Below are 25140 nucleotides of genomic sequence, written 5' to 3' on the forward strand. Positions count from 1 at the left end.
CGCATGCGGGGTATTAATTCCCATCAAATTGAGGACTATTCCTACAGAGGAAATGGTTGTCTCCTTGTACATTGCCCCCCGGTTTTCTGGTTTTCAACGGAAGCATTTTCCGCGAAAAGTTGTAAGGAGGTTACATGGGTTATTGTGCACATCTATTTTCATCAACAGGGTCGAGAAAACATCTGGCATGGTTGTCCCTGGTGCCGTTTTTCTCTACCAGTCCTCTTGTTTTTGCCTTGACGTCGATTGGTGCAGGGCAAACGCTGAATATCGATCAGAACACTGCACAGGATAGTTACGCTGTCCATGATGGAGGCGTATTGAACGCCACCGGTGCAAGTACTTTTGCGTTATCGATCAACACGGGAGCGCAATTCAATGCCTTGGGCGGGACCTATGCTGGCATGGGGGGCAGCGCGGGAATTGCCGTCACCAACGCCGGCGCCAATGTGTCCGATGCTACCGTCACGGGCTCGCGCATGGGCATGTTTATCGGCCGCAACGGTGGCACCACCACCGGTTCAACCGTTGTGATCAGCGGCAGTCAGATCACTGGCCAGACGGCCGGGATCGAAACCAGTGGCGGCAGTGACATTCAACTGACCGATACCCACCTGACCGCCGCCGGGGCAAGCGGCGTGGGTCTCAATTCCTTCGGCGCACAAGTCCGTGCGGTGGGGGGGAGCATGACGGGGGGCACGAACGGAATTCGGTTGCGCGCGGATACCGCAGGTGTCGGCACTGGCGCCAATGTGTCGCTGGACAATGTGCTGGTTCAAGGGCAGACCGGGGCAGCGATTCAGGCTACTTCGGGTGTCAACGCACAGATAGAGGTTCTGAACGCGACTCGTCTGCTGGCCGGCAACGGCGTGTTGCTTGATGTACAGGGTGCATCGAGTGCGACGATGAACGTGGCGGACAGCACATTGGAGGGCAATGTCAGTGTTGCCGGCAACAGTACCGCCAATCTCACCTTCGATCAGGGCAACATGAAAGGTGACGTGCTGGTGGACAGTGGATCGACCGCCAACGTCACCCTGCAGAACCACTCGCAACTGACCGGCCGCCTCGACAACGCCAGCGGCGTAACCATCAACAGTGGTTCGGTCTGGACCCTGGCCGGCAACGACACTGTAGGAACACTCGCCATGAATGGCGGGACAGTTCGTTTTGGTGCGCAGGATGTGCCCAACACGTTCTACCAGTTGAACATCGGTACGCTGGCCGGTTCGCCGGACGGTTCCAGTACGATCGAAATGAAAGGCAATTTCGCCACGGGTCAGCACGACTTGCTCAATGTCACGGGCGTGGCCAGTGGGCAGTTCGGGTTGCTGGTGGCTGCGTCCGGTCTGGACGCGGTGAACCCCCAACAGTTGACTCTGGTGCACACCGCCGCCGGTGATGCGCAATTTGCCCTGAGAGGCGGGCGTGTCGATCTCGGTGCCTGGTCGTATGATCTGGATCAGCGAGCCGCAGGGACGGGCGGTACGGAATGGTTTCTCGACCCGACCACCAAGACCATCAGCCCCGGCGCCAAATCGGTACTGGCGCTGTTCAACGCCCCGGTGACGCTGTTGTATGCCGAGGCGGCAACGTTGCGCAGCCGCATGGGCGAGCTGCGTTTCAATGGTGGCGATACCGGCTTGTGGATGCGCACCTACGGCAACAAATACAACATCAATGCCGCTTCCGGCGTGGGTTATCAGCAGACTCAACAGGGGGTGTCCGTCGGTGTGGACACGCATCTGGGTGACAGCGCGTGGGTCGGGGGGATCATGGGTGGCTACAGCCATACCGACCTTGACGTTGCGCAGGGAACGTCGGGTACGGTCGACAGCTACTATCTGGGGCCCTATGTGACCTGGATCGACGCGCAGAGCGGCTACTACTTCGACGCTCAGCTCAAGTTCAACCGCTTCCGGAATGACACCAAAGTCGGCTTGAGCGACGGCACCCGTGCCAAGGGCAGTTACGATAACTCCGGGGTGAGCGCTTCGGCGGAGTTCGGGCGTCAGATCAAACTGGGCGGCGGTTACTTCGTCGAACCGTACGGCAAACTGTCGACCGCTGTGGTACAGGGTGACAACTTTGATCTGGACAACGGCATGCAGGCCGACGGCGATCGCAGCCGCTCGGTGCTTGGCGAAGCCGGTACCACGGTGGGTCGCACCTTCAACATGGACAATGGCATGGTCGCCCAGCCTTATGTGCGTGCGGCAGTGCAGCACGAGTTCATCAACAACAACCGCGTGACGGTCAACGACAACAATCAGTTCAACAACGACCTGTCTGGCACCCGTGGTGTGCTGGGTGCAGGTATGGCCCTGGCTGTGACCAAGGACCTGCAGGTGCATGCCGATTTCGATTACAGCAATGGCAAGAACATCGAGCAGCCGTATGGAGTGAATGTCGGGCTGCGCTGGGCCTGGTAAAACGTCCTGATCCTGACCGGGTGCAACCCCCGATAAAAAACGCCTCGTATTCGCGAGGCGTTTTTTTTTGCAGGCCTTTGGCCGGTGACTCAGGTGAATCGCAACACTTTGATCTGCTGATGCCCGGACTCATTCAGGCCCCGCCATTTCGACTCGTCGCCGGACACCCGGTAGAACAGATTCAGTGTGCCGTTCTCCAGCACTCGCAGATGTTTACCCGGCACGTGCAAGGTCACGAGGAGGTTTTTCACGTCATCCGGGCTGACGATGTGCTGTGCCTCATACAAGTAGGGATTGCCATTGGCCTTGGTGCCCAGCCAGGCCATGTTGACGGTTTCGCCCGCGGCCATGCCCGGGTACTGAATGTCCACGGTGGCCGACGTGATATCGGCGTTCACCTTACCGTTCGAGGCCTCCTTGAGGACCGGCGCGGGCACCCTGGGCACCCCGGGAACCACCTGGGCGAGTGCGTGCCTGGAGCGGAGCCCAGTGCCATTTTCTTTATCGTAGAGCACATACGATGCCTTGGCGGATCCCATTTCAAGCGCCCGGACCTGCGCATTCGGAATCTGAAACTTGAGAATGCTGGGCAGATTTTCCAGGATCCTGGATTGTTGGTTGGGCAACGTTTCGCCGGTTCGTGTTGTGCCTTCCCAGTTCATGGTGATGGTGTCACCCAGCTTGAAAGGGCTGCCGGAGGCGTGAACCTCCACGCTGGCATCGCGATCTTCCAGCTCGCCGAGATAGAGGGTGCCGTTTTTTGAGTCCTGGATAATCGGTTCATCCAGCAGTCGCTCTCCGGACATGACGTTGACGGTAGTGCTCTGGGAGGGTTTCTCGGAGAAGTTCAACACCTCGTCATGGATATCGTAAATAATCTCCACTCTGTTGCCGTCACCACCGGCGACAATTTTGTCCTTGTGGATTGTGATCACGATAGGCGTTGTGCCGGCGGCCTCGTCGGCGCTGACGATATGAGGATCGAGGGAGGCCTTGCCCCATTTCACTAGGATAACGTCGCGCACGGCGATGTTCGGGTAGGGTGGAATGACCATTGGCACCCCCCTGGCTGCCCAATCGGCATCCACGCCGTTAACGATGACGTCGCGCGGCAGTTGCACGATGTGTAGATTTGAGTGTCCGGGCTTATGGGGGTCTACGTCGTTGCCGCCGGGTAGATCCAGTTTCACCAGTATTCGCAAGGGCGTGGAGGGATCCTCTGGGGGGTTGTTGTCCGCGCGGGTCAGGATGTAGTAGACCTCGTCAGCCCAGCCGGGAAGGATGTTTGTCACCGGCAGGAAAAAAAACACCGGCTTGTTGATCTCATCTTCATCATCCAACACCCGGGTAAAGATCTTGTTGTCCTTGCCCCAATAGATATCCAGCTTGTCGCCTTCGCGCATGGGCGCGGCGTACGCGTCGACGGCACAGAACAAACCGTCGGGATAGCGGTAATAGTTCTTGAAGTTGATACCGCCGTGCCCATCGACGATCGGTGCTACGAGGTCCGAAATCCGCAAGGGGCGCAGTTGCAGTAAAGGCGTGTCGGTCTGCAAGGGTGGAAACAGGAATGAGTGAAAGTGCGTCATGACGAAAAACCTCATCGAAGGTTATGCGGTTCTGCCAGGGAGGCGTTACTTGATTGGGCCCGATGTGGCGAACCCTGGCTACTGTCAGAACTAACAGGTAGGCGCGGGTTTTCGATGAGCGGTCATGCGCTGCAAAGGCAAAGCCATGGCTTGACGCCTTCGGTGATCAGAGATCAGGCGTGATCAGGACACTTGCCGGAGCACCGGCGGCGTTCTGATCGGCGGGGTCGTATCGGAAGACCTGGCCCGCTGGCGCTTCGAGGTCAATCAGGACAATGGGCAGAAAGCGCCCGGTGATCTCGAAGTAATCGCGTTGGGCGAACTGAGCCTGGGGCAGACCATTGCTGGTGTAGTGCGCTTTCAGGCTGTAATAAAACGCTTCAAGGGGGATTTGCAGGGGGATGTCCTGCGGCCAGGTCTGAATCATCACCTCGTTCCAGCCATCGCCGTTGGGCACGCTGGGGCGAACGTCGATGTTGAGCTGGAATTGCGCCGGGTCGTTGTTGAACGCACAACTGTTGCGGGGTGACTTGGCGTAGCGAGTCACCCAGGCCTCGACACTGGTGACACCCAGCTCGTGACACATGTCACCGCGGGTACGGCAGGTGTCCTGAGGGCGGCTGGTGGCGCCATCGAAGGGGTAGGCACACATCACGTTCAGGGGATATGCCGCCGGGGCAAAGCTTTCGCGAACGAGAAAACCTTGCGCGTACACCGGTTTGGTCAGCCCTGCATCCTTGCGTAAATAGGTGAAGGAAACACCGCCATTGCCTACTGATGTCGGGCTGGGATTCCACATGTGAAAAGCCTTGGACGCCTGGGTGGCACGCAGCAGGACACCGTCGCAGAAGTACGCGGTTTTACCCCCCTGACAGGTCGCTGCGGTGTTCTCATACCGCGCGTTCAACCGCGAAGCGACCTCATAGCCGTTGTACAACTGGTCCTGCAGGTTGAAGCCGAATACCGCGCCGGGTGGCTGGCGCAGATCCATGCGCAGGACCGGCAGCCAGTCCCCGGTGGCAGTGAAGTAATCACGCTGATCCCTCTGTGCGCCGAGCAATGCGCCGGTTTGCGAGGTGTCGTAAAACAGCGCTTGTATCGGGATCCGTTTGGGGGCAGTGGCGTCCCAGTTTTTGATCTGCACCAGGTTGGGTTTGGCGACCCAGGTGGCATCGAAGCCCTGATGGGCGATGAGGCTGGCCTTGAACAGCACTGGCACCTGACTGCTGAGCGAGCATTGCTTGTCAGGTTGCAGGTTTTGTTGCTGGAAGTGCGCGATCCAGCCCTGCGCATCGCTGACGCCTTGGGCGGCGCACGAAGAGGGATCCGCTTCGGCGTGGGCGAACGCCATTGCGCCACAACCGAAGTCGGGGCGGGTGTCCGTCATGGCAAACGCAAACGGATAGACGCACAACACCTCGAGCGCTTTGCTCTGGCCGATGGCAGAGAAGGTGTCGCTGAACACTACGCCGTTTTTCTGTCCCAGCTCCCGGGTGCCGAGGTCGGCGCGCAGGTAACTGAAACTTTCCGCGCCGAGCTGGGTAGCGGTTGCGTCGTGCTTCCAGAACTCGCCCACCTCGGCGCTGCCGCGCACCAATACGCCACTGCAAAAGTACGCAGGATGCTCGCCCACGCATTCGGCCGTGGTGTTCTGATAGCGCGTGTTGAGCAGCTTGGCCACTTCCGGGCCGGTGGCGGCGTGGAGATCAACGGTGCATGCAGACAGGATCAGTAACAGGCCAAGCACGCGTATCGTGCAGACTCGCATGTCAGTACTCCCCGGGTGCTCGTGGAGTAATGCCGTTGATCAGGGTCTGAGTCGAGGTGCCCTGAAAGGTTTGATCGGCTGTTTCGTAAATGAATGGACGGTGATCGGTGGCACCCAGATTCATCCGCACGATCGGCAGGTAACGGGCGGTCTGCTGAAAGTAATCGCGCTGAATGAACTTCGCATTGTTCAGGGCCGTGTTGTTACCTGACAGGTAGAAGAGCGATTCGAGGGGGATTTGCTCGGGAATATTCTGTGGCCAGGCGGCAATGATGATTTCATTCCAGTTTTGTCTGGCCGCAGCGGTCATCACTGTTCGCACGGCGATGCTGAGCTGGAACGCGGCGGGCGTGCTGCTGAAGGCGCAACTGCCACCCGGACTGGCGGCGTGTTTTGCTCGCCATGTCTCCACGGTGGTGATGTTTTGCGACTCGCAACTGGCGCGGCAACTGTCGGGAATTCCGTTGGTAGCCGCATTGGCGGGGTAGGAGCAGCGCAAGGTCGCGGGATGCCCGGTGGGGGCGTAGGACTCCTTGAACGTGTAACCCTGATTGCCCGCCAGCTTGAGAGTGCCCACATCCTCCCGGACGTATGAAAACGAAACGCCGTTACGGGTAATCGAATTCGGGCTGGGGTTCCACGCATGAAAACCTGCTGAGGCATCCGCCCCGCGAATCAGAACGCCGTTGCAGTAATAGGCGGGTTTTTCGTTGGCGCACGACGCAGCTACGTCCTGGTATCGCGCATTCATTCGGGCGGCGACCTCATAGCCGTTGTACAACTGGTCCTGCAGGTTGAAGCCGAACACCGCGCCGGGTGGCTGGCGCAGATCCATGCGCAGGACCGGCAACCAGTCCCCGGTGGCAGTGAAGTAATCACGCTGATCCCTCTGTGCGCCGAGCAATGCGCCGGTTTGCGAGGTGTCGTAAAACAGCGCTTGTATCGGGATCCGTTTGGGGGCAGTGGCGTCCCAGTTTTTGATCTGCACCAGGTTGGGTTTCACAGCCCAGGTGGCACCGAGGCCTTGGTGGGCGACCAGGCTGGCCTTGAACAGCACCGGCACCTGACTGCTGAGCGAGCATTGCTTGTCAGGTTGCAGGTTTTGTTGCTGGAAGTGCGCGATCCAGCCCTGCGCATCGCTGACGCCTTGGGCGGCGCACGAAGAGGGATCCGCTTCGGCGTGGGCGAACGCCATTGCGCCACAACCGAAGTCGGGGCGGGTGGCCGTCATGGCAAACGCAAACGGATAGACGCACAACACCTCGAGCGCTTTGCTCTGGCCGATGGCAGAGAAGGTGTCGCTGAACACTACGCCGTTTTTCTGTCCCAGCTCCCGGGTGCCGAGGTCGGCACGCAGGTAACTGAAACTTTCGGCGCCGAGCTGGGTAGCGGTTGCGTTGTGCGTCCAGAACTCGCCCGCCTCGGCGCTGCCGCGCACCAATACACCACTGCAAAAGTACGCGGGATGCTCGCCCACGCATTCGGCCGTGGTGTTCTGATAGCGCGTGTTGAGCAGCTTGGCCACCTCCGGGCCGGTGGCGGCGAAGGCGAGGGTGCCGAATAGCCAAAGGGCAATCAGCAGCGCTTTGTTCAATGGCATGGTGCTGTCCTTGATGATCAGATCATCGTCGTCCCTGCGGGCTGACTTCAGGCGCGTTTGATACCGACGGCCTGATGAAATGTGTTGGTGTCATGACCGACGGCATTTTTATTGACGTCTGTACCGTTCAGGTCATAAGCCCAGGCCGTCCCCGCACCCAGTTCGTCTCCGGTCCAGACCGGGTAATCCAGCCAGCCAAGGTATACGGCCACCTGACCACTGCTGGGGTAATACAGTGACCAAAGGCGTTTGATCTGGGCAAGTGTGACCGGCTGCACTCTGGCTGCCATGCACAGGACCTTCATGCCCTCCCAGTGAGCGCTTTCAGTGAGGAAGTGCAGCTCCAGAATGCCCTTGATCGTCAGCGGGTAACGCTGGCTCTGGCCCTGGGTATCGGTCGCCGTGATCCTGCACGTTCCATTGCGCACCGCCGTGACCTCGCCGGACGCTGGATGCACGGTCGCAATGGCTACATCATCGCAGCTGTACACGTAGGGTGCCGTGCCCCAGTTGGCTTCTCGGGTCATGCGTATAAAAGCAGGCGTTTCCTTGGGCGGCTTGAGGACCGAGGCCACGTAGTTTTCAGCGCTCAGGTCCAGGGTTGCTGCGCTTTCGAAAGGCGCCTTGAGCAGCAGCTCCAGGATCAGTGATTCCTCCCGTGCGGCTTGCGCCACCTGCCTCTTGCTCTTCTTGTTCTTGTTTTTATTCGTGCCCGCCGCGCGCTGCAACTCGTAGCGAATGGGCAAGATGTTGTCGCTGTTGGCAATGAATTCTTTGGCTGGAACAGAGAACTCCACATCATTGCCCACTGCGCTTTGGCTGATGGGGATAAAGTCGGTGTAGTGATCGCCGACAAACAGGAAGACCCGGTCAAGGTGCGCCATATCGTCGTAGGGTGTGATGCGCACCGTGGCGCCTGTGGCAGGAATAAGTGCAGGATCCAGTACCCCGCCTGGAGCTTCGTCCACTGAGGGAGCTTTGTGTAAGGGCGCTTTGTCAGACATGGTTTCACCTATGGATCTGGATGCCGGTGCTCCCGTGGGAGCGCCGGCATCGTGGGTGGAAAAAACGCTGAGAACGGGGTTACCGTGGGGTGTCGAGCAATGCCCGCTGACTGGCTTTCAATGCCATCCCTCGTGATGCCGGGGTGGCCAGGTACGAGACCTTGCCCCTCAGTTGGTCTTGCACAGCGCTGCTGTCGCCGCCGCCACCCGCTACGCCCCAGGTCACAACACGGCCGTCGGAGGTGAGGGCGGTGAAACCGGTGGTGTTGCTGTAAAGGGCCACCACATTGGTCAGTTGATCGACGACAGGCGTTGTATCGCCGCCGACCGTTTTATCGCCCCACGCGACCACCGTGCCGTTCTTGCGCAGTGCTGCGAAAGCCTGCGAAGACCCACATATCTGGACAATGTCATCCAGAGTGGCGATGTCGGTCGGCACGGAGCCACCTTCTAATGGCCTGCCCCATGCCACGACGTGTCCGTTGCCGCGCAGGGCGGCGAAAGCGCGCCAGGTGGAGCAGACTGCAACAATATCCGTTAGCCCTTTGATCAAATCATCGATGACGCCGCCATACTCGGCTGTTCCCCATACTGCGACTTGACCTGTCGCACGTAGCACGGCAAATGCCTGGGCGTTGGCGCAACTCAACTCGATGACGTCGGACAGGGTTGCGATGGCCTCAGGCACAGTGCCGCCATAGGTAGCGTTGCCCCAACCGACAATCCGCCCGTTACGCCGGTGTGCGGCGAAAGCCCCGTGGCTGCCGAGCACTGTCCTGATATCATCGATCCCGTCAAATTCGCCCGGCACGACTCCGCCATTGGCTGCCAGCCCCCATGCCACCACGTGGCCGGTGCTACGCAACGCGGCAAACGCCTGTCCGGCAGAGAAAATGTGGGTAATGTCTCTCAATATGCTGATGGCTTCCGGTACGGTGCCACCATTTGCAGCGCTGCCCCATGCCACCACTTGCCCTGTCGTCTTCAAGCCCGCGAAGGCGACGGAGTTGCCCACCACCTGTTTGAAGTCCAGCGGTGAAACACCCCCCATGCTGCCACCTTCTGCAGCGGTCCCCCAGACCACGACCGCACTGTTGGCGCGTCGCGCGGCATAGGCGCTGCGTGTGCAACTCACCTCGACAATGTCGTCCATGGTGATGATGGTCGAGGGAATCGTTGCCCCGTAGGCAGCAAGACCCCATCCCAGGATATTTCCGACATCGCGATGCGCAACGTATGCTGACTGGCCGTTAACTGTCAGGTCGTTACCATTGCCGAAGATGTTCGCCGGGTTCAGGGTCAGTGCGTCGTCCGAAGTGCGCACTTGCAGCGGCTGCTCCGGATGAGTGTCATACCAGGTGCTGCCTGTCGTCCATTGGCTGTCCTCGGGATATTTCCATTCGGCCTGCACGGGGCGACCGGTGCTGGCATTGAACGCACTCAATACCCGCCAGGCACCGGAAGCCCTGTAGGTGCTGCGGTTGTAGCGAGCGCCCATGACTTTCAACTGGCCAGAGCCAACCGCTCTGCGTACATCGTAAACGGTCGGGTCAGACGGGCCATCGGTGCCACCCGCCTTGCGCTCGACGGTATAGCTCAAGGCAACGCTGCCATCGAGCTGTTCGACGATGAAGGTGTGATCTATCTTGATTTTTTCGAGCTGTTTTCCGGCCTCGTCTGGTAGCACCGTGTGGGATTTTCGGCTTACCGTTTTACCCACCGCGGTCATATACACGACATCATCGGTCTTCAGGTCAGCTGTGGCAGGAATAACCGGTGTGGCACCAAGGGGGAAAACATCATCCGGGTTGATCTGGTCCTTTTGCGGGCCGGTGGCCTCCTTGAAGGTGACCACCGGCAGTTTGAAGGCCGGAGAGGCTTTCACGAGAAACCGGTATTCCTCACCGACGGCGTCGTCGCCGCCTTCGAACAACTCGACGTAGTAGGTGATGATGACTGTCTCGTCCAGGCTCGCCAGCACAATGTCTGCAGGCACCAGAAATTCCACCACTTTGCCCTGGTTGTTGCCGCTGATGGGTTTGTTGTACTTCTCATCGACGCTTCCATCCTCGGTGCGCCAATTCATGTAGAAGTGATCGCCGGCATTCTCATCGCGGTTGGCGGGAATCAAAACCAGAGCGCCGTCTTTCGCTTCGTTCGGGTCGAGTACGTTATCCACCGTTTTGTCGACTTTTGCCGGCTCCAACAGTTGCTGTTGTGCCTCACCCACGGTGAACGTCAACGGATTCGAAAGGCTGGTCTCTTCTGTGGCATGGCGCCAGAGCTGGTAACGGACGGTGATCTTGCTGCCGCGGTTCGGTTCGATGTGCTTGGCCACGAACTCGGCATCCAGCCGGATGAGCCAGTCCTGTTTTTCACTAAGAGCATTGAACTTGATCGAACCCGTCTCCCCGCCGGAGACGTCGCCTTCCCAGAACCACTGGGCCTCATCGTCTCTCACCCATGGCCTCACGAGCGGCTTGTAGATGGTCATTTCAGTGGTCCCTCCGGGCAGCTTGCCCGGCTCCAGGAAATGGTTCTCCACACCCTTGACCATCGGTGCATTCAGCTCGAATTGCGGTTCACCTACATTGAGCACCCTGGCGTGCACGGATTCCTGTCTGGTGATCTCGGCGCCTTTGTCTTTCAGCAGGTGGTACCACACCTCCAGGTTTCCGCCATTGATAGGCTCGAGGGGGTCGTCAGCCACGTTGATGGTAAAACCGTCGGGATTCGCGAGGTCCTTTTCATCCGGAAAGTAATAGCCCAAATCAGGCAGGTGGGTGCTGCCGCCGGGGCTTTTACCCAACAGGAACAGCTCGATGGCGTTGTCGATCTCGATGAGCGGATCAAACGGAATACGGATGTTGATTTCCTTATTGCCAGGGTCGATGAAGTCTCCCACGGCCTCCTTGACCGTCGGTGCGGCCAGGCGGTGGGCTACGCCTTCGAAATCTACAAACTGCCCTTTGGAGAGTGGAAGATTGCTGCCGTTGCGTACCAGGTGATAAGAGAACGTGACCTGGGTATTGACCAGTTTGCGCACGTCGGCAATGGGCAGCTTGAAATGGTAGTTATGCGGGATATTGTCGACGATCTGGGTCGGGGCAGGGACTTTGACCTCTTCGCCATCCACGGTGGTGCCGAACATGGTCAAGTAGATGATGTCATTAAGCTGGAAGCCTGACCGGGCGGCCGTGACTTCGACCGTAATGTCGTTGTTGCCCTGTTTATCGACGTCGAGCTTATTGTTGAAAGCCTCCTGAACGATAGGCGCGTCCAGCCGGTCGATGCCGACAGTGACGACGATGCGGGTTTCCTTGCACCAGTCTTCCGATTCATTTTCGACCTTGTCGCGCACCTTGAAGGTGACCGCCAGACCGGAGATGCCGGTGTCACCGACGCGCTCAATGATGGCTTTGGTGATTCGGATCAGAATCGGGTTGGCCACCGGATCGTCGATCTGCGCCTGGGTCACCGGTGTGGACTCCACAAGGGTGCCACCCCAGTAGAGACGGATGACGTCGTCCACTGCGATGTCGGGGTAAGGCAGGCCGCTGCCGGACTCGGACCTGATGACAATCGGCACTCCCGCTTCGGCAACGTCTTTGTCCACACCGCCGTTGACGATTTCCGGGGGAATGTACATGTACAGGTTGGAGTGACCGGGGCCCGGGTTGATGTCCTGGCCACCGGGGAGTTCCAGTTTGACGAAGAGGTCGAGGGGCTTGTCCGGACGCTCTTCTTTTTGATTGGGCTGTTTGATTTCGTAGGTGAGCTCATAAGAACCGGTCTGCAGATGACGGGGGGCCACCGACAAGACTGTGGGCTGGTCGAGTTCGCTCTTATTGATGATGGGACGCCCGTCGACCTCACGGCCATCGAGCAGCAGCTTGACGGTGTCGCCGATAGCCTTTTGGGCCCAGGCGGGGATCAAGACAAGCATGCCGAGGTCAGGAAAGGCGAATACCGCCGCCCGGTTGATCCCCCACTGGCCGGAAGGCAGGAGGCGCCCGGGGACCAGCGGGTCCAGCAGTGAATGGGGGGCAGAGATTTTTTTCTTGGGCTGAACGAGCATGGTCGGAACTCCGTGCGAACTGTCGGGGGACAAAGGGCGTGGAGTTATTCAGCGCTGAAGATGACGGCTCTGGCTACTGTCAGAAATTACAGGTACGAGGCTTTTTCGGATGAGCGGTCAGTGGTTGGACACTTGAGTGCCGGAATCGCAACCCAGGATTTAGACAGGCTGATGCCTTGTATCGGGGATGAAAGTGGACTTAGCGGGAGGGGCGGTGTTCAGGGTTTATCCAGGGTCTTCTGCCGCAGGATGTACACGGTCACCAGCACCGCACTGGTCAACATGAATCCCCGCGCCCACGGCAGTGGCACCAGGTAACACGAGAACAGAATGCTCGCCCACATCAGTCCGATCGCGTAGACCTTGCCTTTGAGCGGAATGCCGTTGCCATCGAGGTAGTCGCGGATCCATGGCCCGAGCCGTGGGTGCTCGACCAGCCATTGATAGAAACGTGGAGAGCTGCGCGCGAAGCAGGCTGCTGCGAGCAGAAGAAAGGGGGTGGTAGGCAGGACCGGCAGGAATATCCCGATCACCCCCAATGCCACGCTGAGCCAGCCGATGGCCAGCAGGATGTAGCGCAACATCAGGGGGCGGTTGCCTATGGGGTTGTCCATAGGCTGGATCTTAGTGGTGACGAGGCTTGAGGATCGCCGGTTTTTCGTCCGGGGCCTGGCACAGCAGGTACAGCGCGGTCAGGGCTTCCGGGATCTGCACGATCATGTCGTCCATCAGGTTGGCGTCCTTGGCAATGTCTTCGAACTCTGGCTGTTCGTCGAACAGGCCCGACCCGACCATGATCGGCAAGAGCATTTCGCTGACTTCTTCTTCAGCGGTCTCGAACCAGGCCGCTTCACGCAGGAACACACCTTCCATGAAACCGATGCACCAGCCGCGCAGTTCGGAGTCGTCCGGCTCGTCGCCCAGGTCCAGATCGCACGGCAATTCGAATTCTTCGTCGGACGCCAGTTGACGGGCGATGTGCGCCTTGAGGCCGATCAGCGTGGCTTCGATCTCTTCACGCTGGGCCTCGCTGCTGTAATGCGGCTCTTCGGCGAACAGGGCGTCGATCCACTCACGCTCCGGCACGTCTTCGGCGCAGATGGACAGGGCGGTCAGGTAACCGTGGGCGGCCACGTAATCCAGCGCCTCTTCGTGCAGCTCGTCGGCGTCGAGAAAGACTTGCAGGCGGGTTAGTTGCTCAGCGAAGGACATTACGGGGCTACCTTGGGGGAATAAACAATGCGGGAATTCTAGGCCTTCTTGAGCGCTCAAGCCAGCCGCACGGCAGATTTGCCGCAATTACAGGCAACACGAATATCCCTGTGGGAGCGGGCTTGCTCGCGAATACGGCGTATCAGACACTTTTGCATCGACTGGCACGCCGCCTTCGCGAGCAAGCCCGCTCCCACAGGGTTTTCGTGTTGGCGGCTAGCGGAGTCTTATCAGCGGCACCCCTTGCCGGGGAGGGCTCGGGTATACTGCCGCGTTTTGCGCTCCCTGCTCGTATTGCGGTGGTCTGGCAATGCGCTCTTACGTTTTGTTTAAGCAGCCCTGGCTGTCCTGAACCAGCCTGTGCAGGGATGTTTCGGTAGATTTTTGGAGTTTTTATGCTCGAACAGGCTCAACGCGTCCTCAAGGACATCTTCGGCTACGACAGTTTCCGTGGCCGTCAGGGTGCAATCATTGAGCGCGTGGCCAGCGGCGGTGATGCGCTGGTGCTGATGCCTACCGGTGGCGGCAAATCCCTGTGCTTCCAGGTCCCGGCGCTGCTGCGCGAAGGCCTGGCGGTGGTGGTCTCGCCGTTGATCGCGTTGATGGACGATCAGGTTGCCACCCTCGAAGAGCTGGGCGTGGCCGCCGCCGCGCTGAACTCCACGCTGAGCGCCGAACAGCAGCGCGACCTCGCGGCGCGGATCAAGCGTGGCGAAGTGAAGATGCTTTATCTGGCGCCGGAGCGTCTGGTGCAGCCGCGCATGCTGGCCTTCCTGCAAAGCCTCGAGATCGCCTTGTTCGCCATCGACGAAGCGCACTGCGTGTCGCAATGGGGTCACGACTTCCGTCGCGAATACCTGCAACTGGGGCAGTTGGCGGAGTTATTCCCGAATGTCCCGCGCATCGCCCTGACGGCCACGGCTGACAAGCGCACCCGCGAAGAAATCGTCGAGCGCCTGCACCTGCAGAACGCCGAGCGCTTCCTGTCGAGCTTCGACCGGCCGAACATTTTCTACCGCATCGTGCCCAAGGAGCAGCCGCGCAAGCAGTTGCTCGCGTTCCTTGCCGAGCGGCGCAGCGATGCCGGCATCGTCTACTGCCTGTCGCGCAAGAAAGTCGAGGAAGTCGCCGCGTTCCTCAGCGAGCAGGGCTTCCCGGCGCTGCCGTATCACGCCGGTCTGCCGAATGATCTGCGCGCCTACCACCAGAAGCGCTTCCTCAACGAGGAAGGCCTGATCATGGTCGCCACCGTGGCGTTCGGCATGGGCATCGACAAGCCCAACGTGCGCTTCGTCGCGCACCTCGACCTGCCGAAATCCCTTGAAGCCTATTATCAGGAAACCGGTCGCGGCGGTCGTGACGGTCTGCCGGCGGACGCGTGGATGGCCTACGGTCTGCAAGACGTGGTGATGCTCAAGCAGATGCTGCAGAACTCCGAAGGCGATGAGCGCCACAAGCGTCTGGAGCAGCACAAGCTCGACGCCATGCTCTCGCTCTGCGAAGAGACCCGCTGCCGGCGGCAGACCCTGCTCGCGTACTTCGACGAGGACATGCCCGAACCGTGCGGCCACTGCGACAACTGCGTCGACGGCGTGCAGACCTGGGACGCCACCGAGCCGGCGCGCCAGGCGCTGTCGGCGATCTATCGCACCGGTCAGCGCTATGGCGTCGGCCATCTGGTCGACGTGCTGCTGGGCAAGGATAACGAAAAGGTCCGCAGCTTCGGCCATCAGCACCTGTCGGTGTACGGCGTCGGCAAGGCGCTGAGCGAGAGCGAATGGCGCTCGCTGTTCCGGCAACTGGTGGCCCGTGGTCTGGCCGATGTCGATCACGAGGGCTATGGCGGTTTGCGCCTGAGCGACACCTGTCGGCCGTTGCTCAAGGGCGAGGTGACGCTGGAACTGCGCCGCGACCTCAAGCCACAGGTCACCGCCAAGACCGCGAGCAAGAGCCCGGCCAGCCAACTGGTGCGTGGCGAAGAGCGCGAACAGTGGGAAGCCCTGCGTGCGCTGCGACGCAAACTCGCCGAGGAGCATGGCGTGCCGCCGTACGTCATCTTCCCCGACTCGACCCTGCTGGAAATGCTGCGCAGCCAGCCGACCTCGCTGGCCGACATGGCGCGGGTCAGCGGCGTTGGTGCGCGCAAGCTGGAGCGTTACGGCGAGGCCTTCCTCGAAGTGCTTGGCGGCGAGGCCGAAGCGCCGAAAGTGGTGGCCGACGTGCGCCACGAACTGATCACCCTGGCCCGCGCCGGCATGACCCCGATGCAGATCGCCGGGCAGTTGCAGTGCTCGGAAAAGAACGTCTACAGCATGCTCGCCGAGGCCATTGGCAAACAGCAACTGTCGCTGGATCAGGCGCTGGACTTGCCTGAAGAACTGATGGGCGAAGTGCAGGACGCGTTCCTCGACGGCGAGGGCGAGTTGCCGTCGGTCGCCGAGATCGCCGAGCTGTTCGCCGGTCGGGTTCCGGAAGGCGTTCTTTACTGCGTAAGGGCTGCGTTGCAATCCGAGTTCGAAATGTAAGAGGGCGTTTGCGCCAACCGTCAGGCAGTTGTAACGATTCAGTACAGGTCGGCTCTTGCCTATAGCCAAATGTCATGCTTAGCTGACTAATAATTAGTTTTTCTCTATTTGTCAGTCTACTCATGAGTGTTTTATGCCGTTAACCGATCAACACCGCTTTGGCATGCAACTGGCCCAGATGTCCCGTGGCTGGCGTGCCGAACTGGATCGCCGGCTGGCCGGTCTGGGCTTGTCCCAGGCACGCTGGCTGGTGCTACTGCATCTGGCGCGTTTTGAAGACGCGCCGACCCAACGCGAGCTGGCGCAAAGCGTCGGTGTCGAAGGGCCGACCCTCGCGCGCTTGCTCGACAGCCTGGAAAGCCAGGGCCTGGTGCAACGCCAATCGGTGATGGAAGACCGCCGTGCGAAAAAAATCGTTCTCTGCGCTCCGGCGCTGCCGCTGATCGAACAAATCGAAACCATTGCCACGCAGCTGCGCCACGAATTGTTCGAAGGCGTCGACGAGGCGGATCTGAAGGTGTGCATGCGGGTTCACGGGCACATTCTGGGCAACCTGGAAAAATCTTGAGGCATAACCGCGCACGGGTTTTTTGAGGGATCGCGCTGAGCAGACTATAAGAACTACTGGGCAATATCGTGTTCGTACCGGATGTGCGAACGCATAGAAACCGGTTTTGCTTATTTAAGGGATGCTCATGCTCGCAAGTCGGCACGTAGTACTGCGCGGTGGCGCCAGATGGCTGCTGGTCGCTGGTGTATTCAGCTATTCGACCTGGTCGATGGCGCTGGGGTTGGGGGACATCACTGTCCACTCGGCCCTCAATCAGCCGCTCAAGGCCGACATCGCCCTGGTGGATGCCGCTGGCCTCAGTGCCAGCGACCTCTCGGCCAGTCTGGCCACTGCGGATGAATTCGGTCGGGCCGGGGTCGAGCGGGTGTTCTTCCTCAATGACCTCAGGTTCACCCCGATCCTGCATGGCAATCGCCAGATGATCCGGGTGACCTCGCGCAAACCGGTCAATGAACCCTTTCTGAATTTTCTGGTGCAGCTCAATCAGCCCAATGGCCGCCTGCTGCGCGAGTACACGCTGCTGATCGATCCACCCGGATCGCCGAGTATCGTGCCGGCCACGGACGACCCCGATCCACGTCCGCAATCTTCTGAATTTCCCACCGTTGAACCCGCCACGGCGGCGCCCCAGGCTGCTCAAGGCAAGCGCGAGGCGGCACCTTCAGCGCCAACTCCCGCAGCGGCGGCTGCGCCAGTCAACGATGCCGTGGCCGAGCAATTGGCGGCCAGCGTGTTGCTCAATCAGCAGCTGCAAAAGACCGTCGAGGAACTCAACGCAAAACTGCAGGCGCAGGATATCCAGCTAGCTGACGGCAAAAAGCAGATCAGTGAACTGCAAACGCGTTTGAGCGAGCTGCAAAAGCCTCCAGCGCCGGCCGTTGCACCGCCGGTACCGGCAGCGGTCACCACCGCACCTGAAACTGCCGACGATGGCCTCAACTGGCCGCTGCTCGGTGGTTTGCTGGTGCTGCTGGGGTTGGTGGGCGGTGGATTTTTCTTACGCCGTCGCCGTCAAGTGGCGGGAGGAGTGGCGCCACTGGCGGCTCTGCCGGCCGCTCAGCCCATCGACCCTGAAGACCCGCCAACCGCGCAATCGGCGAGCATCAACATAGCCACCGAACACCGTGAGGAGCCGGTGGCGGGCGATGTGCTGGAAGCGGTGGGGATTTACCTGGCCTACGGGCGCTTGAGCGAGGCCGTCGGGCTGTTGCGCAATGCCATGGACAAGGAACCGGAGCGCACCGAGCTGGGAGTGCAATTGCTCGAAGTGTTGGGGCGGCAGGGCGACAGCGCGGCTTATGAACAACAGGAAAATCGCCTGCGTGATGCCGGGGTGGATCCTCAGCAATTGGTCGCGATCCGTGAGCGTCATCCGAAATTGAACAGCGTTGCACCGATAGCGCCGGTGTTGCCGGTTGTCGCGGCTGCCGCAGTGGTTGCTCCTGCGCCAGAGGATGATTTCGAATTGAATCTGGGTGAATTGTCGATGGCGTCCAGTTGGGATCTTGAGGACAGTCGTTCGGCACCTGAGCCGCCGGCAGATCTGTCTGCATCGGATTCCGGTCTCGAGGTGCTGCCAGCGGACTTCGAGTTGCCGAAAACAGTGGTCAGCGAAGAGACGGAGCTGGAGTGGATTCCCGAACCGGACGCACAGCCGCTGGACGACGACTTTCTCAACGAGTTCGCTGATCCGGAGCAGTCGCTGACCCTGGAGCCGCTGAATCTTCAGACCGACGAGCCGGAACCCGCAGCCGGGTCGGGAAAACTCGAACAGGCGCAGACCTGTATTGATGACGGCGATATCGACAGCGCGATTGCCTTGCTCAATGAGTTGCTCAAGGAAGGGGATGAGCCCCTCAAGCAAACGGCGCGGACGTTATTGGCGGGGATTCGCTGAAGGTTGAGTCAGCGGAATTGTTCGCTGACTGAACTATCGCCTTCGCGAGCAAGCCCGCTCCCACAATGGAGCGCATTCCAACTGTGGGAGCGGGCTTGCTCGCGAAGGCGTCAGGGCAGGCAATATCAATCCACCTGAGTACTCAAAACGTCTGCCCCAGATTCAGATAAACCGCCTGCTCATTCGCATCATTCAAGCCATACGTGAAATTCAACGGCCCCAACGGCGTATCGAAGCCGATAAACACGCTGGCGGCATTGATGTAGCCACTGTCGAATTCATTGTCGTTGTTCCACGCCCGGCCACGTTCCAGCGAAGCTCCGGCATACAGCGGGAAATCCAGTGGCAGGTAAGCGCGCGGCGTCAGTCGGCGGTAATACACCGCACGCATCAGGCTGACGTTTTGCCCGGAAATCGAATCCTCGCGAAAGCCCGACAACTGTCGTGCACCGCCGAGCAGGAAGCTCGAGGTCACCACGTTGGCGTCGTCCAGCGTTCGGCCATAGCGCCCGCCGAGAATCAGCGTATCCGGGCCATGGCTCATGGCTTTGTCCAGCTTGAACTCCCATTGCCGGTAGCGCGTGTCCGAGCCCAGACCCGGTTCGAATTGCATCAGGGTCAGGCTGACGTCCTTGCCCTCGTGGGGGAAGTAGACGTTGTCCAGTGAGTCGAACGAGTACTTCAGCGAGTAGAAACCTTCAGTGAAGTTTTCGCTTGGCAGGTCCTGATCGCCGATTCGCACGTCGGCCTTGCCCCAGGCCTCGCCGACGCCGAAACGGATTTCGCCGTTGTTGCCGATCTGCCGGCCGAAGTTGAGGCCGAAACCATAGCGCTCCACGCGGTATTGGGCGATCGGATCGTTGTCGAGTACCGAGTCGACGTTTTGTGCTTCGAACGCAGCATACGGTGCGACGAAGTAGCGCGAGCCGACATCCAGCGGCTGGTAGAACTCGGTATACAGTTCCTGTTTGTCGCCGATCTGCCCCCGGGTCAGCCATTCCGCGCCGAGGCGATTGATGCCGTTGATGCGGTAACTGGCGCCGAGGTTGAAAGCGCTGTCGCCGCGCATGTCGTCCGACAGGTTCAGGCCGACCCGCAGGTAATCGGTGCCGCTGCGCTTGCCACGGGCGCTGATCACCAGGGTGTGATCCTGGCCCCTGTGCACCACGCGATACTGCACCTGTTCGAAGTAATCGAGGCCGTACAGCGTGCCCATGTCCGAGTGCAGTCGGCCGAGGTCCAGTGGCTCGCCGATCGGCTGGCGGATGTAATAGCGGATCACGTCGTCGCCGACTTTCGAATCGTTCTCGACCCTGATCGCGGTGATGATGGGCGTGCGCTGCCCCGGGGCGCGGGCGGCATCGAGTTCGGCGTCCTGGGATTCGTGAGGTTTGAGCTGAGCGAGGCGGGCGTCGAGAATCCGCGTGGCGCGGTAACCGGCGTCGATCATCTCCTGAGCCTTGCCGAAGTCGGTCACGCCGAATGCCGCCAGGGCCGGCTGGATCAGCACGTCGGTGGGCTTGAGGGCGGCCAGTTGCTCTTCGGAGTTGCGCCGGGTCATCAGGGTGATCGACTGGTTCAGCACGTCGACCACAGTGGTCAGTTGTTTGCGGTTGCGCAGCGGGGTGCCGATGTCGACCACGATCGCCACGTCGACGCCCATCTCCCGCGCCACGTCGAGCGGGATGTTGTCGGTCATGCCGCCGTCCACCAGCAGCCGCCCGTCCAGTTCCACCGGGGCGAACACTGCCGGAATCGACATGCTGGCGCGGATCACCTGGGGCAAGTGACCTTTGCGGAACACCACTTTTTCGCCACTGGCGATGTCGGTGGCCACGGCGCGGAACGGAATCGGCAGCTTGTCGAAATCGCGGGTGTCACTGGTATGCGCCAACAGGCTTTCCAGCAGCAGCGCCAGGTTCTGGCCCTGAATCACCCCCAACGGCAGGCCGAGGCTGCCGTCATCGCGAAAGCTCAGTTTCTGCTTCACCAGAAAATCACGGTCATCCTGCTTGCGGCGAAACGGTACGTCTTCCCGTGGCGGGGCGTCGGACAGTGCCTGCTGCCAGTCGATGTTCAGCGCGAGTTTTTCCAGTTCATCGATCTTGTAGCCCGAGGCGTACAGGCCGCCGACCACGGCGCCCATGCTGGTGCCGGCAATTGCATCGATCTTGATGCCTTGTTCCTCAAGGGCCTTGAGCACGCCGATGTGCGCCAGGCCACGGGCGGCGCCACCGGACAGCACCAGGCCGACTTTGGGGCGGGGCGCTTCGGCGGCATGAACGCTGACATCAATAAAGAACGGCAGAAAGCCAAGCAACAGGCAGAACAGCAAACGGCGCATGGTGAGTCTCGGGGCAAGCGATAAAGCCGGCTATTATAGCGGCGCCCTCTGTCTCAGGAGTTTCAGCGAACATGTCTGCTGCAAAACCGGAAATCGTCATCACATATTGCACCCAATGCCAGTGGCTGCTGCGCGCCGCGTGGCTGGCGCAGGAGTTGCTCAGCACCTTCGGCGACGACCTCGGCAAGGTCTCGCTGGTGCCGGGCACCGGCGGGGTGTTTCACATCAGCTGCGACGACGTGCAGATCTGGGAGCGCAAGGCCGATGGCGGTTTTCCCGAGGCCAAGGTGCTCAAGCAGCGAGTCCGCGATCAGATCGACCCCGAGCGCGACCTCGGCCACAACGACCGCACTCAGTGAGACGCGGCTTCGGCAGCGACGGTTTTCTTGTCGGCGCTGCCTGACATCCGCGCCGAGACCACAATGGCGACGATGATCAGCGCGCCGCCGATCAGCATGCGCACGGTCGGGTTTTCATCGAACAGCAACCAGGCGATGGTGATGCCGTAAACCGGCTCCATGGCGAATACCACCGCGGCGGTGCGCGCCTTGATCACCGCGAGGCTGGCGACGAACAGGCTGTGGGCGACGCCGGTGCAGAACACCCCGAGCAGACCGATCCACAGCCAGTCCAGGGCACGCACTTCGCTTAGCTGCGGAGCGGCGACCGGCAGCAGACACAGCGCCACCACCACGTTTTGACACAGCGCCGCCTGCACCGCCGGGATGCGTCCGGAGCTGGCGCGGTTGGTCAGCGAGAGCAGGGCGAATAGCAGACCCGACAGCACCGCCCAGAGCAATCCAGTGGTGGCGCCGCTGGCAAGGTCGAACGCCGGCGTCACCAGCACCAGACCGACGCTGACCAGCACCACCAGCACGATTTCATTGGCGCGGATGCGTTCGCGGAAAATCAGCCCTTCGAGAATCACCGTGAACGCCGGGAAACTGGCAAAACCCAGCGTCGCAATCGCCACCCCGGCGACCTTCACCGCGATGAAAAAACTCACCCAGTGCCCGGCCAGCAACACGCCGCTGAGCACCAGGCGCCGCCAGTCGACCGCCTGCAGTTTCTGCCAGCCGTTCTGGCTGGCGAAACGGGCGAAAAAGGCCAGGGCGAGCACGGCAAACGCCGCGCGTCCGAAGACGATCACCGCCGGCGAGGCGGCCGCGAGTTTGCCGAACACGCCGGTCAGGCCGAACATCAGAGCGCCGATATGCAGGGCGCCGAGAGCGGTACGCGGAGTCATTGCAATCCTTAATCCGAACACAGTTTCAATGTTGCCCATTGAAGCGTGTTGCGGCGCAGAAGTCTGTCGGCGAACTAGCGTTTTTTGTCGCAGGAGTCGCGGCGCAACTGCCCCGGTGAAGCGCCAAACTCGCGCAGCACCGCCGCCGCGAAGGCGCTCTGCGAACTGTAGCCGACCCGGCTGGCGATTTCGCCGATGGGCAGCGCCGTCTCGCGCAGCAGGCAAACCGCTTTGTGCAACCGCCGGCTGCGAATGTAGTCCATCGGCGTCTGCCCGCATTCGGCCATGAACCGCGCGTGCAACCGGGCGCTGGACAACCCGGCGATCTGCGCCAGATCGGCCACTTGCAGCGGGTAGGCGGCGTATTGCTCAATGTGCGCATCCAGCGCCGCGTAGGGCAGGCGCCGCGCCGAGAGTTCGGCGGGTCTGGCGTGATTCAGGCTGGCGAGCAGCAACACCGCGCCTTGCTGGGCGATCAGCGGATCGCTGACCGGGCTGTTCGCCAGCCAGTTGACCAATTGGCTTTGCCCCGCATCCAGTGACAACCGCGCAGGCTGGTCGAGCAAGCGCTGACTGGCGTCGGCATGCTCGCCCAGCGAATCGTTCAGCCATTGCCCGTCGGGCACGTCCAGCACCAGACAACGACTGCCATCGGGGCTGCCGCAGGCGTGATGCGCGCCGCCGGGGATGACCACGAAACTCTGTTGGCGCACCTGGCTGCCCTGACCCTCGACTTCGAAATCCAGCGCGCCGGACAAACCGAACACCAGTTGGGCGTGTTCGTGGCTGTGGACGATAAGATCGCGGGTGTACTGGCGCAGGCTGAGGATCGGGCGCATGGCAGAGGTCTCCGAAGTGAGCGCCAGTCTACACCGGGGCAAGGGGCTTGCGCGCTGTCACACGACTGACGCCTGCCTGTCATGGTCGATTCACCCGGCGGGCGCAAGCTGGCGAAAATATCGCAGAGGGTTGCCCATGACCAGCGCCGAGCTCGCCAAACCCAGCCGCAAACAACGGGTGCGTACCCTGTGGATTTCCGACGTGCACCTGGGCACGCGGGATTGCCAGGCCGAGCACTTGTCGCAATTTCTCAAGGGCTACCACGCCGACAAGATCTACCTGGTCGGTGACATCATCGACGGCTGGAAACTGCGTGGCGGCATGTACTGGCCGCAGGCGCACACCAACGTGATCCGCCGCCTGCTGACCATGAGCAAGCGCGGCACCGAGGTGATCTACGTCACCGGCAACCACGACGAATTCCTGCGCCGTTATTCGAAGCTGATCCTCGGCAACATCCAGTTGGTCGACGAGGCGGTGCATGTCACGGCGGATGGCCGGCATCTGCTGGTGATCCATGGCGATCAGTTCGACGTGATCACCCGTTATCACCGCTGGCTGGCCTTTCTCGGCGACTCGGCCTACGAATTAACCCTGACCCTCAACCGCTGGCTCAACCGCTGGCGTGCCCGTTATGGCTACGGATACTGGTCGTTGTCGGCGTACCTCAAGCACAAGGTGAAGACCGCGGTGAGTTTCATCAGCGACTTCGAAGAAGCCATCGCCCACGAATGCGTGAAACGTGAATTGCACGGCGTAGTGTGCGGGCACATTCACCATGCCGAGATCCGCAAGGTGGGGGAGGTGGATTACCTCAATTGCGGCGATTGGGTGGAATCGTGCACGGCGTTGATTGAGCACTGGGACGGCTCGATCGAGCTGTATCGACTGGCGGATGCGCAAGCGCGGGAGGCGCAGCTCAAGGCGGCCAAGGTTGCCGAGATCGCCTGAGTCTTCGGTTGTCAGGGAGGGCCTCATCGCGAGCAGGCTCACTCCTACAGTTGGAATGCGGTCAACTGTAGGAGTGAGCCTGCTCGCGATGAACCGCGCAGCGGTTCGCCTTACGCCGGGGAGTGTTCTTCCATCGCCGCCTTGTAGATCGAGTGCTTCGGCTGCGCAAACAGCCGCTCCATCATCGGCTCGAAGAAGCTCAGCGGCAGGGTTTCATACGCCGGATCGAACGCCGCCGCATCGTACCTGGCGCAGAATTCCGCCGTCGCCTGATACTGCGGATGGGTGGCGAATTGCTCGCGCAAATGCCGATCCATGCCCAGGTGATGGAAGAAGTAATAACCCTGAAAGATGCCGTGCTTCTCGACCATCCACAGATTCTCGGCACTGACGAACGGTTTGAGAATCGCCGCGGCGATGTCCGGGTGGTTGTAGGAACCGAGGGTGTCGCCGATGTCATGCAGCAGCGCACAGACCACGTATTCCTCGTCGCGGCCATCGCGATAGGCGCGGGTCGCGGTTTGCAGCGAATGGGTCAGACGATCCACCGGGAAGCCACCGAAGTCACCTTCCAGCAACTTCAGGTGTGCGACGATCCGCGACGGCAATTGCCGGGCGTAGGCACTGAAGTCGGCGGCGATGATCGCCCAGTCTTCCTGTGTGCCGTCCTGCATGTGGGTGAAGCGGGCATTGGCGTTCATCGGCAAGCCTCCGGGTGTGTCGGGATTCAGAACGCCACGCGACCAAGGATCATGTCGCGGTACATGACGAAGTCGCCCAGCAGGCTGTACAACGGATGCTGGAAAGTCGCCGGGCGGTTCTTTTCAAAGAAGAAGTGGCCGACCCAGGCAAAGCTGTAACCGGCCAGCGGCAGGGCCAGCAACAGCAACCAGGCACCTTTGGCGATGGTCATGGCCAGGATGAAAATCACCAGCGTGGTGCCGATGAAGTGCAAGCGGCGGCAGGTGCTGTTGGCGTGTTCGCTGAGGTAATACGGATAGAACTCGGCGAAAGTGTTGAATTGCTTGATGTTTTCCACGACTGCGATCTCTGTGGTTATTGTTCTGATGGCAACTTGTTCGG

The 25140-nt window shown here is 60.6% G+C and carries 18 protein-coding genes; 6 read left to right on the forward strand and 12 right to left on the reverse strand.

Translation table 11 applies throughout. The features are described 5' to 3' along the window. Positions 1–320: 320 nt before the first annotated feature. Positions 321–2432 carry an autotransporter outer membrane beta-barrel domain-containing protein gene (locus ACVHNU_RS04070; RefSeq protein WP_473019062.1) on the forward strand — a complete coding sequence of 704 codons (2112 nt, stop codon included), beginning with the start codon at positions 321–323 and terminating at the stop codon, positions 2430–2432. A gap of 89 nt (positions 2433–2521) precedes the next feature. Here ACVHNU_RS04070 and ACVHNU_RS04075 read toward each other — a convergent pair whose 3' ends face one another. The 7 genes from ACVHNU_RS04075 to ACVHNU_RS04105 all read right to left on the reverse strand — a co-directional run bounded on the left by ACVHNU_RS04075 (position 2522) and on the right by ACVHNU_RS04105 (position 13683). Further along, positions 2522–4021, reverse strand: coding sequence for a hypothetical protein (locus tag ACVHNU_RS04075; protein ID WP_473019063.1), 1500 nt, complete (start codon positions 4019–4021; stop codon positions 2522–2524). A 166-nt stretch (positions 4022–4187) separates the two neighbouring features. Beyond that, positions 4188–5789, reverse strand: a complete 1602-nt coding sequence (locus ACVHNU_RS04080; RefSeq protein ID WP_473019064.1) for a hypothetical protein — start codon at positions 5787–5789, stop codon at positions 4188–4190. A 1-nt stretch (position 5790) separates the two neighbouring features. Further along, positions 5791–7389: a hypothetical protein gene (locus ACVHNU_RS04085; protein WP_473019065.1), complete on the reverse strand. Its 1599-nt coding sequence runs from the start codon at positions 7387–7389 to the stop codon at positions 5791–5793. 47 nt (positions 7390–7436) lie between these two features. Beyond that, positions 7437–8393: an Ig-like domain-containing protein gene (locus ACVHNU_RS04090; RefSeq protein ID WP_473019066.1), complete on the reverse strand. Its 957-nt coding sequence runs from the start codon at positions 8391–8393 to the stop codon at positions 7437–7439. A 79-nt stretch (positions 8394–8472) separates the two neighbouring features. Next, the gene (locus ACVHNU_RS04095; protein WP_473019067.1) at positions 8473–12471 is read right to left on the reverse strand and encodes a hypothetical protein; all 3999 of its coding nucleotides are present in this window, start codon (positions 12469–12471) and stop codon (positions 8473–8475) included. A 218-nt stretch (positions 12472–12689) separates the two neighbouring features. After that, complete coding sequence (locus ACVHNU_RS04100) at positions 12690–13085, reverse strand: YbaN family protein (protein WP_103483884.1); 396 nt, start codon at positions 13083–13085, stop codon at positions 12690–12692. Positions 13086–13095: 10 nt separating this feature from the next. Beyond that, positions 13096–13683, reverse strand: a complete 588-nt coding sequence (locus ACVHNU_RS04105; RefSeq protein WP_007962155.1) for a UPF0149 family protein — start codon at positions 13681–13683, stop codon at positions 13096–13098. A gap of 395 nt (positions 13684–14078) precedes the next feature. Here ACVHNU_RS04105 and recQ point away from each other — a divergent pair, with 395 nt between their 5' ends. From recQ to ACVHNU_RS04120, 3 genes are all read left to right on the forward strand, one after another. Continuing rightward, positions 14079–16208: a DNA helicase RecQ gene (gene recQ / locus ACVHNU_RS04110; RefSeq protein ID WP_473019068.1), complete on the forward strand. Its 2130-nt coding sequence runs from the start codon at positions 14079–14081 to the stop codon at positions 16206–16208. 133 nt (positions 16209–16341) lie between these two features. Beyond that, complete coding sequence (locus ACVHNU_RS04115) at positions 16342–16776, forward strand: MarR family transcriptional regulator (protein WP_027613988.1); 435 nt, start codon at positions 16342–16344, stop codon at positions 16774–16776. 127 nt (positions 16777–16903) lie between these two features. Then, the gene (locus ACVHNU_RS04120) at positions 16904–18676 is read left to right on the forward strand and encodes a motility hub landmark protein FimV (protein WP_473019069.1); all 1773 of its coding nucleotides are present in this window, start codon (positions 16904–16906) and stop codon (positions 18674–18676) included. A gap of 142 nt (positions 18677–18818) precedes the next feature. Here ACVHNU_RS04120 and ACVHNU_RS04125 read toward each other — a convergent pair whose 3' ends face one another. Continuing rightward, positions 18819–21020, reverse strand: a complete 2202-nt coding sequence (locus ACVHNU_RS04125) for a patatin-like phospholipase family protein (protein WP_473019070.1) — start codon at positions 21018–21020, stop codon at positions 18819–18821. A gap of 71 nt (positions 21021–21091) precedes the next feature. On the opposite strand from ACVHNU_RS04125, the gene ACVHNU_RS04130 reads away from it, so the two are divergent. Beyond that, positions 21092–21379 carry an Rdx family protein gene (locus ACVHNU_RS04130; protein ID WP_027613985.1) on the forward strand — a complete coding sequence of 96 codons (288 nt, stop codon included), beginning with the start codon at positions 21092–21094 and terminating at the stop codon, positions 21377–21379. Here ACVHNU_RS04130 and ACVHNU_RS04135 read toward each other — a convergent pair. Together ACVHNU_RS04135 and ACVHNU_RS04140 are read right to left on the reverse strand one after the other, a co-directional pair. Further along, positions 21373–22266, reverse strand: a complete 894-nt coding sequence (locus ACVHNU_RS04135; RefSeq protein ID WP_003222746.1) for a DMT family transporter — start codon at positions 22264–22266, stop codon at positions 21373–21375. The genes ACVHNU_RS04130 and ACVHNU_RS04135 overlap by 7 nt on opposite strands. Positions 22267–22340: 74 nt before the next feature. Continuing rightward, complete coding sequence (locus ACVHNU_RS04140) at positions 22341–23105, reverse strand: AraC family transcriptional regulator (RefSeq protein WP_473019071.1); 765 nt, start codon at positions 23103–23105, stop codon at positions 22341–22343. A gap of 136 nt (positions 23106–23241) precedes the next feature. Between ACVHNU_RS04140 and ACVHNU_RS04145 the strand changes: the two genes are divergently transcribed. Next, complete coding sequence (locus tag ACVHNU_RS04145; RefSeq protein ID WP_473019072.1) at positions 23242–24057, forward strand: UDP-2,3-diacylglucosamine diphosphatase; 816 nt, start codon at positions 23242–23244, stop codon at positions 24055–24057. 110 nt (positions 24058–24167) lie between these two features. Here ACVHNU_RS04145 and ACVHNU_RS04150 read toward each other — a convergent pair whose 3' ends face one another. Further along, positions 24168–24758, reverse strand: coding sequence for an HD domain-containing protein (locus tag ACVHNU_RS04150; RefSeq protein WP_473019073.1), 591 nt, complete (start codon positions 24756–24758; stop codon positions 24168–24170). A gap of 26 nt (positions 24759–24784) precedes the next feature. Beyond that, complete coding sequence (locus ACVHNU_RS04155) at positions 24785–25096, reverse strand: Mpo1-like protein (RefSeq protein WP_003222750.1); 312 nt, start codon at positions 25094–25096, stop codon at positions 24785–24787. Positions 25097–25140: the final 44 nt, after the last annotated feature.

This window comes from Pseudomonas sp. Ors-4-3C, assembly GCF_055755035.1.